Genomic DNA, 13,255 nt, shown 5'->3' with positions numbered 1-13,255 from the left:
GAGAACTATTACATTGTGGGTGTGGCGTTTGATGAGACGCCACAGGCCAAGACAGAAACCGCCAGTTTCCTGTCATGGTTTCTCCCTCTCATTGCTAGTCACGGTCTTTTGCCGCTCCATTGGAGCGGCTTTCTTTTTTTGGTGGGTCAGTCGCGGCAGAGTCCGGGCGTCAGGCTTCCCGGCGGTAAATCAAGTCCCATACGCCGTGACCGAGCTTCTCGCCGCGCGCTTCGAACTTGGTGAGCGGGCGGAATTCCGGGCGCGGTACATAGGGGGCCGTGTCTTGATCGGCGGTGTTGGCATAGCCAGGGGCCGCCTCCATCACCTCGGCCATCCATTCGGCATAGGCTTCCCAGTCGGTGGCCATATGGAAGGTGCCGCCGGGCATGAGGCGCGTGCGAATGAGCTCCACGAAGGCCGGCTGGACGATGCGCCGCTTGTGGTGCTTTTTCTTTGGCCATGGGTCGGGAAAGAACAGTTGCAGGGTCGTCAGCGAGGCTTCCGGCAAGCACTGCTCGAGGACGGCCAGCGCATCTTCACGGTACACCCGCAGGTTGGTCAAACCGCGCTTGTCGACCTCGTCCAGCAGCTTGCCCACGCCAGGGGCGTGTACTTCGATGCCGATGAAGTCGGTATCCGGGTGGGTTTCTGCCTGTTCGATCAGCGAATTACCCATGCCAAAGCCAATTTCCACCACGCGGGGGGCTTGGCGGCCAAACAGGGCGTCTAAATCCTGGCGACCATCGGCAATGGTCAGCCCCAGGCGCGGCCATACGTCTTCCAGGCCGCGTTGTTGGGCTTGGGTCATGCGCCCGGCGCGAATCACATAGCTTTTAATGCCGCGGCGGTGCAGCGGCGCATCGGCACTTTCGGGGCCAGTGGTGTTGCCGTTCGGCACAGTGTCGTTGGTGTCGGTCATGATGTCTCTGTATCAGCCGTTGATTCGGCCTGCAAATGGCGAAGAGGGGTCGGCGCTCTGGCGGCGCGGCATGCGCCCGGCCAAAAAGGCGTCGCGGCCAGCTTCCACGGCCAGCTTCATGGCGTTGGCCATGCGCAGCGGGTCGCGTGCGTGGGCAATCGCGGTATTCAGCAGTACCCCGTCGCACCCTAGCTCCATGGCCATGGCGGCATCCGAGGCCGTCCCGATACCGGCATCCACCAGTACGGGAACTTTGCTCTGCTCGACGATCAGGCGCACGTTGTGCGGGTTCTGAATGCCGTGGCCCGAACCAATCAGCGAGCCCAGCGGCATGATGGCGCAGCAGCCCATGGCTTCCAGCTCACGTGCCACGATGGGGTCATCACTGGTGTACACCATGACGTCGAAGCCATCGGCCAGCAGGGTTTCTGCGGCTTTTAGCGTCTCGACCACGTTGGGGTAGAGGGTGTGATCATCGCCCAGCACTTCCAGCTTGACGAGGTTGTGGCCATCCAGCAGCTCGCGGGCCAGGCGGCAGGTGCGAATCGCATCCTTGGCGTTGTAGCAGCCAGCGGTATTGGGCAGCAGGGTGTACTGCTTGGGCGAGATGACGTCGAGCAGGTTCGGCGCATCGGCATCCTGGCCAAGGTTGGTACGGCGCACGGCAAAGGTGACGATTTCGGCACCGCTCTGGGCAATGGCAGCACCGGTTTCGGTAAAGTCTTTGTACTTGCCGGTACCCACTAACAGGCGGGAGCTAAAATCACGTCCGGCAATGGTGAACGGTGTATCAGTCAGTTGCGTCATAGCGATTCCTTGAAAAAGCACCGGCAGCTAGCCGCCGCCAATGGCGTGGACCACTTCGATCTGGTCGCCTGCGGCCAGCGGGGTCGCGGCCAGTTGGCTCTTAGGCACAATCTGTTCGTTGATTTCGACAGCGATACGACGCCCGCCCAGGCCAAGCTGCTCGACCAAGTCGGCAGCGGTGAGGCCTGCGGTCATGGCGTAGGGTTCGCCGTTGAGCGTAAGCTGTATCGACTCATTGGGGGTAGGCATAAACAGTAAGCACCCTGGTGGAGGAGGCAAAACGGCCTCTATTGTAGCGGTTTCGACCCGTGCAAGGTATGCAGCGGGGTGAATATCTCAATGATTAACGGGGTGGCGATGCGCCGCCAACATAGGTGAAAAGGAGTCAGGCGTGCAGCGAATCGACAAGCTGTGGTGGTGTGTGGTGGCGCTTTTAGGGGCAACCATGGTGATGCTGGGGGCTTACGCCGCCCACGGGTTAGCGGCCCGCACCAGCGCTGCCATGGTAGATATCGTAGAAACCGGCGTGCGCTACCAAGCGTGGCATACGCTGGCCATGCTGGCGGTGCTTGCGTGGCGCAGCCAACGTCCGCTCCCCGGTCAGCAGGTCGTACTGGCGTTATGGGCGTTAGGTGTGCTGGCCTTTGCTGGTTCGCTCTACCTGATGGCGCTGGCCGGGTTGAGCGTAGGTATCGTGACGCCGATCGGCGGGCTGCTGCTGATGGCCGGTTGGCTGGCCCTGGGCGTCACGGCGCTGCTAAGCCGCTCTTAATCGACGCTAGCCCAGTAGCATGCGCAGCGGCATCCACAGGCCCATGCCGATCATCACCAGGTTTTCGGTGAGCGACACAAAGCCGAGCGGTACGTTGCTGTTGCCACCCACGCAGGCGCACTTGAGTTCGCGCTTATCGATGTAAACCGCTTTGAAGACTGATACCGCGCCCACGGTGCCGACGAATAGCGCCAGCGGCGCGGCTACCCAAATCAGTGTACCAGCCAGCATCAACAGCCCGGCGGCGGTTTCGGCGTAGGGGTAAACGTAGCTATAGGGCACGTAGCGCTGGGCGAGCAGGTCGTAGTTGAGAAACATGGTGCTGAAGCTTTCGATATCCTGCAGCTTCTGCAGGCCCAGCAGCACCATCGCGGTCGCTACGGCAAACTCTGGCATGCGCGCCGTGAGCAGCGTGCCCTGGGTCGTCCAGCTCATCGCCAGGCCTATCAATAGCGCGATGGCAAAAATGGCCAGCACCGGGCGGTAGGTAGTCTCTTTGGCATTGGGAACGCTCATCCCTAGATGCTCACGCAGCTCTTCGTAGCCGCCGATACGTTGGTTATCTATGTACACCTGTGGCGTGGTATCGACGTTCTCCTGCTCCTTGAACGCGTCGATCTCCTCACGAGAGGTGAGGGTGTGGTCATCCACCGCGTAGCCTTTGCGCCTGAGCAGGTCGACGGTCTTCAAGCCGAACGGGCACATGTGCTCGGCGGTTTTCATCCGATACACCTGTGCGGTGTGGTGGGTCGTTGCTGCCATCATCAGCCTCCTTGTCGTCTTACGATCAACGTCCAACCTTTAGCGTAGAACCTGGTGCCGCCCATAGGTCAAATAACCGGGCTGATGCTGCTGCAGCGGGCTTGACCTATGGGTAACCCCTAGGTTGTAAGCTTTATAACAGAGACCATTTAACAGGAGATACATATGAAACGTAACGCCACGGCGCTCTTGGTATCCGGTGCACTGATGTTTGGTGCCGCAACAGCCCAAGCGGCGCTGCCGGATGAGGCGACGCTGTATAAGAACCCGCAATGCGACTGCTGCGATGAGTACGCGCGTCATCTTGAAGAACTTGGCGTAGACGTCACCATCATCGATGACGTCGAGCTGGGTGATATTAAGCAGCAGGCGGGCGTGCCTTACGGCATGGGCTCTTGCCACACCATTGAGATAGGCAACTATTGGATTGAAGGACACGTGCCGATGGAAGCGGTTGAGGCACTGTTTGAACAGCAACCGGATGTCGATGGCATCGGCTTAGCCGGTATGCCGATTGGCACACCGGGCATGCCAGGGCCCCAAAGCGAGCCTTACAACGTTTACCTATTCAGCGACCAAGACGCCCAGCCGTTTATGACGCTGTAGGCGAAGAAGCGCCATTGCGTCGCGCAAACTCTACTGCGGGTGCTGGCTTGCCAAAATAGTAGCCTTGATACACATGGCATCCTAAGCGAGCCAGCACCCTGCACTGGTCGGCAGTTTCCGTGCCTTCGGCAATCACGTCTAATCCCAGGCTCTCTGCTAGGGCGATAATGGTGGCGGCTGCCAGACAGCTGTGGCGGGGTTTGTGCAGCGTTTCCTTAACGCCACCGGTATTCGCGTACGGGACTACCCGATGACGCTGGATCGGCTGATCGACCAGCTCCCCAAAGTGAGTTGAGCGCGTTAAAGCGTGAACGACCGCGCTGTTCGGCTGCCTAGAGTTAATCCGGCAGCGCATAGCTGGCGGTGACATGCACCACGGGGCGCGTGTCATCGCTGGCGGAGAAAATCTGCACTTCGCCCACCGCCAGGCGGCGGCCCAGCTTGATCAGCCTGGCGTGGGCGATGATGTCGTGATCGCCGGAGGCCGCGCGTAGAAAGTGGCAGTTCAGATCGCTGGTCACGGCCATCGCTTCGGGGCCAATTTGGGCGAGTATCGCCACGTAGAGCGCCACATCCGCAAAGCCCATCATGGTGGGGCCCGATACGCGAGGGCCAGGGCGCAAGTGCTCATGGCCAATATTTAAACGCATGGTGGCGCACATCTCTCCTACGCTCTCTATCTTTCCCATGCGCTGGGGAAAGACCTCATCCAGAAAGTGCTCGATCTGCTCGACGGTCATGACGGTCATTGTTATTTTCCTATGATTGATTTCGTTAACGTCAACGTAAGCATGTTATTAAGCTAAACAAAAGCCCCTCAAGGTGCGAGACCATGAGGGGCTTTTAGCGACTATTGTCTAGTCAGCGCGAAGCGTTTACTTCGATTTGTGCACCTGACGCCACGCGTGCAGCAGCGGTTCGGTGTAGCCAGAAGGCTGTTCACGGCCCTTGAAGATGAGGTCTGAGGCCGCTTTAAAGGCGGTAGAGCCTTCAAAATCGGCGCTCATGGCGGTGTAAGTGGGGTCGCCAGCGTTCTGCTCATCGACCACTTTCGCCATGCGCTTGAGGGTTTCCTCAACGCGGGGCGCATCGACAATGCCATGATGCAGCCAGTTGGCAATGTGCTGGCTGGAGATACGCAGCGTGGCGCGGTCTTCCATCAGGCCCACGTTGTGAATATCCGGCACTTTGGAGCAGCCGACGCCGTGCTCTACCCAGCGCACCACGTACCCCAGAATGCCCTGGCAGTTGTTATCCAGCTCTTGCTGAATCTCTTCATCCGACCAGTTGGGGTTTTCGGCCACCGGCACGCTCAACAGGTCGTCGAGGAAGTCCGGCTCGCCCTGAGCTTCCAGGTCGCGCTGAATATCGGCCACGTTGACCTGATGGTAGTGCAGGGCGTGCAGGGCAGCCGCCGTGGGTGACGGTACCCACGCCGTGTTGGCACCGGCTTTCGGATGGCCAATCTTCTGCTCCAGCATGCTGTGCATCAGGTCGGGCATGGCCCACATGCCTTTACCGATCTGGGCGCGGCCACGCAGGCCACAAGCCAAACCGACCTGCACGTTGTTTTTCTCGTAGGCGGTGATCCACGCAGCGCTCTTCATGTCGCCCTTGCGAACCATCGGGCCGGCTTCCATGGCGGTGTGCATCTCATCGCCGGTACGATCCAGGAAGCCGGTGTTGATGAAGACTACGCGTGAGGTGGCTTCGGCAATACATGCCTTGAGGTTGACCGTGGTGCGGCGCTCTTCGTCCATGATGCCCATTTTCAGGGTGTCACGGCTCATGCCGAGAATGTCTTCCACGCGGCCAAATAGCTCGTTAGCGAAGGCGACTTCTTTAGGGCCGTGCATCTTCGGCTTCACGATATACACCGAGCCTGCGCGGGAGTTGCGCGGCTGGTCGGCGTCTTTCTTCAGGTCGTGCAGGGCCAGCAGCGAAGTCACCACCGCGTCCAGAATGCCTTCCGGCAGCTCGTTGCCGTTTTCGTCCAGAATCGCCGGGGTGGTCATCAGATGACCCACGTTGCGCACGAACATCAGCGAACGGCCCGGCAGCGTGACGCTGTTGCCGTCGGTGGTTTGCCAGGTACGGTCGGCGTGCAGCTTGCGGGTGAAGGTTTTGCCGCCTTTTTTGATGTTCTCTTCCAGGTCGCCCCTCATCAGGCCGAGCCAGTTGCTGTACACACCGACTTTATCTTCAGAATCCACCGCCGCAACGGAGTCTTCGCAATCCATGATGGCGGTCAGCGCGGCTTCAACCACGACGTCTTTGACGTGTGCCGGGTCGGTCTTGCCGATGGGGTGGCTGGCGTCGATCTGGATTTCCAGGTGCAGGCCGTTGTTGGCCAGCAGAATCGACTCGGGGGCAGAAGCGTCGCCGTTGAAGCCGATCAGCTTGCCTGCATCTTGCAGGCCGGTTTCACGACCGCCCTCCAGGCTGACCACCAGGTGGCCATCGCGAATGACGTACTTCACCGCATCCCGGTGGGAACCGGTGGCCAGCGGGGCGGCACGGTCCAGCACGCCACGGGCGTAAGCGATGACTTTTTCGCCGCGCTTCGGATTGAAGCTGGTGCCTTTTTCCGCGCCGTCTTCTTCAGAGATGGCGTCGGTGCCGTACAGCGCATCGTACAGGCTGCCCCAGCGGGCGTTGGCCGCGTTCAGGGCGTAGCGAGCGTTGCTCACCGGTACGACCAGCTGTGGGCCCGCTTGAATGGCCACTTCACGGTCGACGTTGGCGGTGGTGGCCTTCACGCTGTTCGGTGCCTCTACCAGGTAACCCACTTCTTTCAGGAAGCGACGGTAGGCGGGCATGTCGCTGACCGGGCCGGGGTTTTCCCGGTGCCAGGCGTCCAGCTTCTCTTGCAGCGTGTCGCGCTCTTCGAGCAGTTGGCGGTTTTTTGGGGTCAAATCGTGGAACAGGGCATCGACACCGGCCCAGAAGGCGCTTTCGTCGACGCCGGTGCCCGGCAGAGCCTGCTCGTTGATGAAACGGTCCAGGTCGGCTGCCACCTGTAAACGGTGGCGCGTGATACGCTCGCTCATGGGGATCTCCTGTGAAGGTGCCCGTGGATTGTTCTAGTGCCACGGTTCGGGTGAAAGGTGATTTATGGAAAATACTTCCACACCTGCGGTGGCATGTAAACAGGGTAGACCCGAAAGCGGTAAAATGCTCGACCAAATGATGAGAGTGGCCCCGCTGCCGCTGCGATCAAGCGCTGTTTCGCCAGCCCATGGATGTGTCGTGTTCACGGAGAGACGTTGATGCATAATTTCCAGCATTTGGAAGGCCTGTTTCGCCAGGCATCAGGCGATTCGCCGCTCTCTCTCTTGAGGCCGGGCGAGGCCCTCACGGACGCCATGCACGACTACTTCTGCCATTACGGTTTGGCGGCTTTGCTGAGCGATACCCATGAGGTGCACGCTGGTTTCATCGATACCGGTCGGTTTGCGCTCTGGTGCCAGGTATGGAGTCCGCCCTCACCAGTGGGCACGGCGTTTGTGATTCACGGCTATTTCGACCACCTGGGGCTGTATCGCCATTTGCTGGGCTGCTTGCTGGCCAAGGGGTGGCGTGTGGTGCTGTGGGACTTGCCGGGCCATGGGCTTTCCAGCGGCCCCCGGGCCGAGATCGAAGACTTCGACGACTACCAGCACTGCCTGACTTACCTGCAAGAGGCGCTGCAGGTATATGGCATGGTGCCTACGCCGTGGCTGGGGGTCGGGCAGAGTACCGGCGCGGCCATTCTGGCCACGGATGCGTTGACGCGCCAAGACGAGGCCGGCTGGGCAGGCATCGTGCTGCTGGCCCCCCTGGTACGGCCCTGGCGCTGGAGCCAATCCAGCTGGCTTCACTTGATTGCCAGCCCGTTCGTCAAGGAGCTGCCGCGCAAGTATCGGCCCAACTCCACCGATGAACAGTTCACCGAATTCCTGCGCGACCAGGACCCGTTGCAGCCTGAGCGGCTGAGCGTGGCGTGGATTACCGCCATGCGCCGCTGGATGCCCCGGCTGCTGGCGCTGGAGCCCAGCCCGCTACCCACCTTGATTCTTCAAGGCGAGCAGGACCTCACCGTCGATTGGGAGTGGAACCTGGCCATTCTGGCGGAGAAGTTTCCCAATGCCGAGATACACCGCCACCCGGAAGCGCGTCACCATCTGGTGAACGAAGCCGAGCCCATTCGCCAAGTGCTGTTTGAAGCGCTCGATCGCTTTATCGAGAACGTACCTGAAGCCCCCACCAAGGAGCAGCCATGACCGCCACTCAATCACCCAAAGTACTGGTTTTTGCGGGTAGCGCCCGTGAAGGCTCGCTGAATAAACAGCTCGCCAAACTGGCTGCCCAGCGCATCGAAGCGCTGGGCGGTCAGGCCACGTTCATCGATTTGAAAGAGTACCCCTGCCCGCTGTTCGATGAAGACATCGAAGCCCAGGGCATGCCGGAGAACGTACTGAAGCTGCGCGAGATCCTGGCAGAGCACCAGGCGCTTTTGATCGCCTCGCCAGAGTACAACGGCTTTATCACGCCGCTTTTGAAGAACACTCTGGACTGGCTGTCTCGCCCCTATGGCGATACCCCCGGCTTGGGACTGTTTGCCGGTAAATGGGCGGCGCTGGTGGCCGCTTCCCCCGGTGGCTTGGGCGGCATTCGCGCGCTGCCGCTGGGCCAGCAGCTATTGGCAAACTTAAGCCTCACCGTGCTGCCTCAGCCGCTCTCGCTCCCCAAGGCGGGCAGCGCGTTCGACGACAGCGGCGCGCTCAGCGATGATGCCACGGGCCAGAAGCTGGATGCGCTGTGCCAGCGCCTGGTGGATTCGCTCGCGGCAACGCACTGACCACAGGGGGCTTATGCCCCCTTCAGCAGACGATCCAGCTGCCGGTAGCCGATGGCTTCGATGAAGTGGGGCTGAGAGGGCTTGGGTTCACCCTGCAGGTCGGCCAGCGTCAGCGCCACGCGCAGTACCCGGTGGTAGGCGCGGGCGGAGAGCTTGAGCTTTTCCAGTACGCCTGCCAGCCAGGCGCGCTCTTCATCGTTGAGGGCGCAGGCGGCTTCCAGCGCTTTACCGCTGAGCTGGCTGTTGAGCGCACCTCTTGCCATCTGCCGCTCCCGGGCGGCCATCACCCGTTCGCGCACCGCGCTGGAGGGCTCGCCCTGGGTTTGTGCGGTGAGCTGCTCCGGTGGCAGCGCGGGCACTTCCACCTGCAAGTCGATACGGTCCAGCAGCGGGCCAGAAAGCCGCGCCTGGTAGCGCTGAATCTGGCTGGCGCTGCACTGGCAGCGGCTTCGCGGGTCGCCCAGGTGCCCGCAGGGGCAGGGATTCATGGCGGCAACGAGCTGAAATTGAGCAGGGTAGCGGCGCTCATGGCTGGCGCGGGAGAGGTGAATTTCGCCTGTCTCCAGCGGCTGACGCAACACTTCCAGCACGTGGCGGGAGAACTCCGGCAGCTCGTCCAGAAACAGCACGCCGTGGTGCGCCAGCGAGATTTCCCCCGGCTTGGGCTTCGAGCCGCCCCCAACCAGCGCAGCGGCGCTGGCGCTGTGGTGGGGCTGGCGGAAGGGCCGCTGGCCCCAGTCGGCCTCCAACGGCAGGCCACATACCGAGCGCACCGCCGCCACCTCCAGGGCGTCGTCCTCGGAAAGCGGCGGCAGAATACCGGGCAAGCGGCTGGCCAGCATGGTCTTGCCGGTGCCGGGCGGGCCTGCAAACAGCAGGTTGTGGCCCCCGGCGGCGGCCACTTCCAGCGCCCGGCGGGCCTGGTGCTGGCCGCGCACATCGGCCAGGTCGGCCATGGGCGTGGTCGATTTGGCCGATGCCGAGAGCTGGTGGGGTGGGATCTTTTCCTGGCCTAGCAGGTGGGCGACGACTTGCCAGAGAGAGTCGGCGGGCAGCACCGGTAGATCGCCCGCCAGGGCAGCTTCATCGGCGCAGGCGCGGGGCACGATCAACGCCTTGTTGGTACGGCGAGTGGCCAGGGCAAAGGGCAGCACGCCGGGTACCGCCCGCAGCTTGCCATCCAGGGCCAGCTCGCCTGCGCACTCCATGCCTTCCAGCGCATCCACCGGGATTTGGCCCGACGCCGCGAGAATGCCCAGCGCAATCGGCAAATCGAAACGGCCACCCTCTTTGGGCAGGTCCGCCGGGGCGAGGTTGAGGGTAATGCGCTTGGTGTTGGGGAAATCGAAGCCCGCGTTGATCAAGGCGCTGCGCACCCGCTCGCGGCTCTCCTTTACGGCGGTTTCCGGTAGGCCCACCAGTGTCAGGCCCGGCAAGCCATTCGCCAGATGTACTTCGACATGCACCGCCGGTGCTTCCAACCCCACGCCCGCCCGCGTGGCCACAATGGCTAGCGTCATCGCCTTTCCTCTGCAGTTGTCACTTACTCCAATGTAGGATAAAGCTACATTAGCTTAAGTATTTAACCTAACGTAATTAAGAAGGCTTTGGTAGCGATTAAGCAACCGGTTCAAGCAGGGGAGACAGCTTGACGAAGTAATGCGGTTGCATTAACTTTGTATGCATTACTTTTGCATTGCTATCAAGCGGAGAGCGACAGTGAGCACGCTTATCGAAGACGACTCAACTCTGACGGATCGCTATCAAACGACTGTTCCGGCATCGATTCGCCGGGCGCTAAAGCTGAAGCGCCGAGACCGTATTCATTATACCGTTCGTCCTGATGGTGAAGTGGTGCTTTCCAAGGCGAGTGATGAGGCCAGGCACGACCCTGTGATGGTCAACTTCCTCAATTTTCTAGAGCGCGATCTTCTGGCGCATCCAGAAAATATTCGCCCGGTGACTGCCAGTAGCTTTTCCGAGGCTGAGCGGCTTACCGCAGGTATTGAGGTAGACCTCGAAGAGGCACTGGAAGAGGATGATGACGACGAATGAAGCCTCTGGAGGTTAATGGATGGACGATTTATGCCCATCCGTTGTTCTTGGAACAAGTCGAAGCACTCACCTTGAAGGTGAGACATCTTCAATCGAAAGATCCTGCCGGTTATCGAAACAAGGCGGCCACCAAGCGCCTAGCAGCGATCATGAAGCTAGCCTTGAATGATATTCCGCAGGATCCATCAGGCACTCAATATCGCCAAGGGAGCACGCTTGGCACAGAGCACACTCATTGGCAACGAGCAAAGTTCTACCAGCAGTACCGGCTGTTCTTTCGCTATGATGCTGCGAGCAAGATCATTATTTATGCATGGGTCAATGATGACGCTACAAAACGCGCTTATGGCAGTAAGCATGATGCTTACTCTGTCTTTCAGAAAATGCTCAGCAGTGGCAACCCACCGGATAGTTGGACAGCCTTACAGAAAGCCTCAATGAGCGAAGTAGAACGAACCCATTTACTTTTAGCGGCAGATAACAACGATAACTAAATCACACTAGATCTGTTTGGGGGTTCTTCGTCACTTTATGTGGATTTGGCCTGATCGAACAGGCGGCCCACGCTTTCTATCACCATGTACAGGGCGAATACGGCCAGCAGTATCGCCCCAGTAAACCCGCCCAGCGCGTTGACCTTTCCGGTGCCAAACGAGAACCGGTCTCTCGTAGCCTGCTTCCGAGCATAGGCATACGCGAAGGCGGCAATGCCCAGTGCCACTGCGTGAGAACCCATGTGCAACCCATCGGCCAGCAGCGCCATTGATCCGTAGATCACCCCCGCCGTAATTTCCCACACCATCATGGCCAGGGTCAGCCCGACCACAATGAGCGTCCGCGACTCACCGGAGCGTTTATGATTCTGGCCAAACGTGTGATCGTGTTGCCATTGGTCAAGGCGATGGTGATGCATGACGGGCGTACCTAAGGAAAGAAGATCATATTCAGCGTAGGCGCTATCGAGCATTGCGACGCCACCTATCCCCCCAGGGGGGATAGGTGGGATACTAGTGGAGATTAGGTGGGTTCACAACCAAGCGTGTGAGAGTAAGCGCAGCGAACTATAAAGGACGACGCTAATGAGACGGAAACGTCACCGGCGGGGACTGCTGGCTAAAAAAACACAAGAGACGCTAAGACACCCAGAAGCGCGCAACCCGCCAGCACTTTGAGCATGCCCACCTTGAAATGAAAAATCGCGACCATGGCGCCTGCCGCCAGTAACAACGCCAATAGATCAAGAGACGCTAAATTCGGCGCTAAAATACGCGCCCCCATCACGTGCCACTCGCCTACGTCAGCGAAAATAACGTGAACGCCAAACCAGATGGCCAGGTTGAGGATAACCCCGACGACCGCAGCGGTAATGGCGGACAGCGCAGCGCTTAGGGCGCGGTTGTCACGTAGACGCTCCACATAGGGAGCCCCTAAAAATATCCAAAGGAAACAAGGAATGAACGTTACCCATGTGGTCAGCAGTGCGGCGAGCGTTGCCGCCAACATGGGATCAAGGCCTGTGGCGTCACGATAAGCGCCCATAAACCCAACAAACTGGACGACTTGAATTAATGGGCCCGGTGTTGTCTCCGCCATGCCCAGGCCATCCAGCATCTCGCCCGGTGCCAGCCATCCATAGTTTTGCACCGCCTCTTGAGTGATGTAGCCCAATACCGCGTAGGCACCGCCAAAGGTCACCACCGCCATCTTGCTAAAGAAGAATGCGATCTGACTGAACACATTCTCGCTACCGAATAGCGCTAATAGCAGTACCACGGGCGTCAGCCACAATAGGAGTAACGTGCCTGACATGCGTAGCGACCACTGGTGATTGGGGCGTGCATGGGCAGGCAGCCCTTCTCCCAGTAGAGAGTCTCGGTCGCTAAGCACTGACTCGTCGGCATCACCGTGGCCACCGCCCACCTGGAAGGCCGGCATGCCGCGCTTTCCTCCCCAGTACCCCAGAAGGGCCGCGCTCAGAATAATCAGCGGAAACGCCACCTCAAAAAAGAAGATAGCGACAAACGCGGCAGCGGCGATGCCAAGCATTATCTGATTTTTCAGCGCCCGCTTGCCGATACGGACGACAGCGTTAAGTACCACGGCCAGAACCGCCGCTTTTAGGCCAAAGAAGAGTCCCTCAACGGCTCCCACATTGCCTAAGGCGGCATACAGGTAGCTCAGGGCCAGAATGGCGATGAAGCCAGGTAGCACAAAGAGGCTGCCCGCGACTAAACCACCTTTGGTACGATGCATCAGCCAACCGATATAGATAGCCAACTGCTGCGCTTCTGGCCCCGGCAGCATCATGCAATAGTTAAGCGCGTGCAGAAAACGGCGCTCGCCAATCCATTTTTTTTCTTCGACAAGGATGCGATGCATCACCGCTATCTGACCCGCTGGGCCGCCGAAGCTCAATAGTGCGATTCTTAACCAGACCCTAACGGCCTCACGGAACGGGACTTGATGGGTCGACTCAATGTTGGACGGCATGGCA

The 13,255-nt window shown here is 59.9% G+C and carries 16 protein-coding genes; 6 read left to right on the top strand and 10 right to left on the bottom strand.

Features of this window, described 5'->3' with window-relative positions; translation table 11 throughout:
* Nucleotides 1–169 precede the first annotated feature (169 nt).
* The 3 genes from trmB to thiS are packed head-to-tail and all read right to left on the bottom strand — an operon-like array spanning nucleotide 170 to nucleotide 1,975.
* Nucleotides 170–919, bottom strand: coding sequence for a tRNA (guanosine(46)-N7)-methyltransferase TrmB (trmB, locus tag LG409_RS17830; protein ID WP_227407318.1), 750 nt, complete (start codon nucleotides 917–919; stop codon nucleotides 170–172).
* Between the two features lie 12 nt (nucleotides 920–931).
* Nucleotides 932–1,726 (bottom strand): thiazole synthase, encoded by a 795-nt coding sequence (locus LG409_RS17825; RefSeq protein ID WP_193461326.1) that lies wholly within the window; start codon nucleotides 1,724–1,726, stop codon nucleotides 932–934.
* A 27-nt stretch (nucleotides 1,727–1,753) separates the two neighbouring features.
* Complete coding sequence (gene thiS / locus LG409_RS17820) at nucleotides 1,754–1,975, bottom strand: sulfur carrier protein ThiS (RefSeq protein ID WP_044629870.1); 222 nt, start codon at nucleotides 1,973–1,975, stop codon at nucleotides 1,754–1,756.
* A 142-nt stretch (nucleotides 1,976–2,117) separates the two neighbouring features.
* Here thiS and LG409_RS17815 point away from each other — a divergent pair, with 142 nt between their 5' ends.
* Complete coding sequence (locus LG409_RS17815) at nucleotides 2,118–2,498, top strand: DUF423 domain-containing protein (RefSeq protein ID WP_193461324.1); 381 nt, start codon at nucleotides 2,118–2,120, stop codon at nucleotides 2,496–2,498.
* A gap of 6 nt (nucleotides 2,499–2,504) precedes the next feature.
* Here the strand turns inward: LG409_RS17815 and LG409_RS17810 are convergent, their stop codons facing one another.
* A complete protein-coding gene (locus tag LG409_RS17810) occupies nucleotides 2,505–3,260 on the bottom strand; it encodes a glutaredoxin (protein WP_198517525.1) in 756 nt (251 codons plus the stop codon).
* Between the two features lie 165 nt (nucleotides 3,261–3,425).
* Between LG409_RS17810 and LG409_RS17805 the strand changes: the two genes are divergently transcribed.
* On the top strand, nucleotides 3,426–3,866 hold the full coding sequence (locus LG409_RS17805; protein WP_227407317.1) for a DUF411 domain-containing protein: 441 nt from the start codon (nucleotides 3,426–3,428) through the stop codon (nucleotides 3,864–3,866).
* Here the strand turns inward: LG409_RS17805 and LG409_RS17800 are convergent.
* The 3 genes from LG409_RS17800 to LG409_RS17790 form a co-directional block, all read right to left on the bottom strand.
* Entirely contained in the window at nucleotides 3,853–4,035 is a 183-nt protein-coding gene (locus LG409_RS17800; protein WP_264477638.1) for an EAL domain-containing protein, read from the bottom strand. The genes LG409_RS17805 and LG409_RS17800 overlap by 14 nt on opposite strands.
* Nucleotides 4,036–4,204: 169 nt before the next feature.
* A complete protein-coding gene (locus LG409_RS17795; protein WP_227407316.1) occupies nucleotides 4,205–4,615 on the bottom strand; it encodes a PaaI family thioesterase in 411 nt (136 codons plus the stop codon).
* 126 nt (nucleotides 4,616–4,741) lie between these two features.
* Nucleotides 4,742–6,916 (bottom strand): malate synthase G, encoded by a 2,175-nt coding sequence (locus LG409_RS17790; protein WP_227407315.1) that lies wholly within the window; start codon nucleotides 6,914–6,916, stop codon nucleotides 4,742–4,744.
* A gap of 219 nt (nucleotides 6,917–7,135) precedes the next feature.
* Between LG409_RS17790 and LG409_RS17785 the strand changes: the two genes are divergently transcribed.
* Nucleotides 7,136–8,128, top strand: a complete 993-nt coding sequence (locus LG409_RS17785) for an alpha/beta hydrolase (RefSeq protein WP_227407314.1) — start codon at nucleotides 7,136–7,138, stop codon at nucleotides 8,126–8,128.
* On the top strand, nucleotides 8,125–8,706 hold the full coding sequence (locus LG409_RS17780; RefSeq protein WP_227407313.1) for an NADPH-dependent FMN reductase: 582 nt from the start codon (nucleotides 8,125–8,127) through the stop codon (nucleotides 8,704–8,706). Before LG409_RS17785 ends, LG409_RS17780 begins: the two co-directional genes overlap by 4 nt.
* A gap of 11 nt (nucleotides 8,707–8,717) precedes the next feature.
* On the opposite strand, the gene LG409_RS17775 is transcribed toward LG409_RS17780, so the two are convergent.
* Nucleotides 8,718–10,226: a YifB family Mg chelatase-like AAA ATPase gene (locus LG409_RS17775; protein ID WP_227407312.1), complete on the bottom strand. Its 1,509-nt coding sequence runs from the start codon at nucleotides 10,224–10,226 to the stop codon at nucleotides 8,718–8,720.
* Nucleotides 10,227–10,425: 199 nt separating this feature from the next.
* Here LG409_RS17775 and LG409_RS17770 point away from each other — a divergent pair, with 199 nt between their 5' ends.
* Together LG409_RS17770 and LG409_RS17765 are read left to right on the top strand one after the other, a co-directional pair.
* The gene (locus tag LG409_RS17770; protein WP_074211285.1) at nucleotides 10,426–10,761 is read left to right on the top strand and encodes a type II toxin-antitoxin system PrlF family antitoxin; all 336 of its coding nucleotides are present in this window, start codon (nucleotides 10,426–10,428) and stop codon (nucleotides 10,759–10,761) included.
* Entirely contained in the window at nucleotides 10,758–11,255 is a 498-nt protein-coding gene (locus LG409_RS17765) for a type II toxin-antitoxin system YhaV family toxin (protein WP_227407310.1), read from the top strand. Before LG409_RS17770 ends, LG409_RS17765 begins: the two co-directional genes overlap by 4 nt.
* A gap of 35 nt (nucleotides 11,256–11,290) precedes the next feature.
* Here the strand turns inward: LG409_RS17765 and LG409_RS17760 are convergent, their stop codons facing one another.
* Both LG409_RS17760 and chrA read right to left on the bottom strand, forming a co-directional pair.
* Nucleotides 11,291–11,728 carry a cation diffusion facilitator family transporter gene (locus tag LG409_RS17760; RefSeq protein WP_227407309.1) on the bottom strand — a complete coding sequence of 146 codons (438 nt, stop codon included), beginning with the start codon at nucleotides 11,726–11,728 and terminating at the stop codon, nucleotides 11,291–11,293.
* 146 nt (nucleotides 11,729–11,874) lie between these two features.
* Nucleotides 11,875–13,251 (bottom strand): chromate efflux transporter, encoded by a 1,377-nt coding sequence (chrA, locus tag LG409_RS17755; protein ID WP_227407308.1) that lies wholly within the window; start codon nucleotides 13,249–13,251, stop codon nucleotides 11,875–11,877.
* Nucleotides 13,252–13,255: the final 4 nt, after the last annotated feature.

It is taken from the genome of Halomonas sp. NyZ770 (genome assembly GCF_020616575.1).
Classification (GTDB): domain Bacteria; phylum Pseudomonadota; class Gammaproteobacteria; order Pseudomonadales; family Halomonadaceae; genus Vreelandella; species Vreelandella hamiltonii.
This window is presented reverse-complemented; position numbering and strand designations above follow the sequence as displayed.

What these genes read in the sequence shown, in the direction of transcription:
- trmB (WP_227407318.1), bottom strand. Translation starts at nt 919, where the DNA reads ATGACCGACACCAACGACACTGTGCCGAACGGCAACACCACTGGCCCC.
- LG409_RS17825 (WP_193461326.1), bottom strand. Translation starts at nt 1,726, where the DNA reads ATGACGCAACTGACTGATACACCGTTCACCATTGCCGGACGTGATTTT.
- thiS (WP_044629870.1), bottom strand. Translation starts at nt 1,975, where the DNA reads ATGCCTACCCCCAATGAGTCGATACAGCTTACGCTCAACGGCGAACCC.
- LG409_RS17810 (WP_198517525.1), bottom strand. Translation starts at nt 3,260, where the DNA reads ATGGCAGCAACGACCCACCACACCGCACAGGTGTATCGGATGAAAACC.
- LG409_RS17805 (WP_227407317.1), top strand. Translation starts at nt 3,426, where the DNA reads ATGAAACGTAACGCCACGGCGCTCTTGGTATCCGGTGCACTGATGTTT.
- LG409_RS17795 (WP_227407316.1), bottom strand. Translation starts at nt 4,615, where the DNA reads ATGACCGTCATGACCGTCGAGCAGATCGAGCACTTTCTGGATGAGGTC.
- LG409_RS17790 (WP_227407315.1), bottom strand. Translation starts at nt 6,916, where the DNA reads ATGAGCGAGCGTATCACGCGCCACCGTTTACAGGTGGCAGCCGACCTG.
- LG409_RS17785 (WP_227407314.1), top strand. Translation starts at nt 7,136, where the DNA reads ATGCATAATTTCCAGCATTTGGAAGGCCTGTTTCGCCAGGCATCAGGC.
- LG409_RS17780 (WP_227407313.1), top strand. Translation starts at nt 8,125, where the DNA reads ATGACCGCCACTCAATCACCCAAAGTACTGGTTTTTGCGGGTAGCGCC.
- LG409_RS17775 (WP_227407312.1), bottom strand. Translation starts at nt 10,226, where the DNA reads ATGACGCTAGCCATTGTGGCCACGCGGGCGGGCGTGGGGTTGGAAGCA.
- LG409_RS17765 (WP_227407310.1), top strand. Translation starts at nt 10,758, where the DNA reads ATGAAGCCTCTGGAGGTTAATGGATGGACGATTTATGCCCATCCGTTG.
- LG409_RS17760 (WP_227407309.1), bottom strand. Translation starts at nt 11,728, where the DNA reads ATGCTCGATAGCGCCTACGCTGAATATGATCTTCTTTCCTTAGGTACG.
- chrA (WP_227407308.1), bottom strand. Translation starts at nt 13,251, where the DNA reads ATGCCGTCCAACATTGAGTCGACCCATCAAGTCCCGTTCCGTGAGGCC.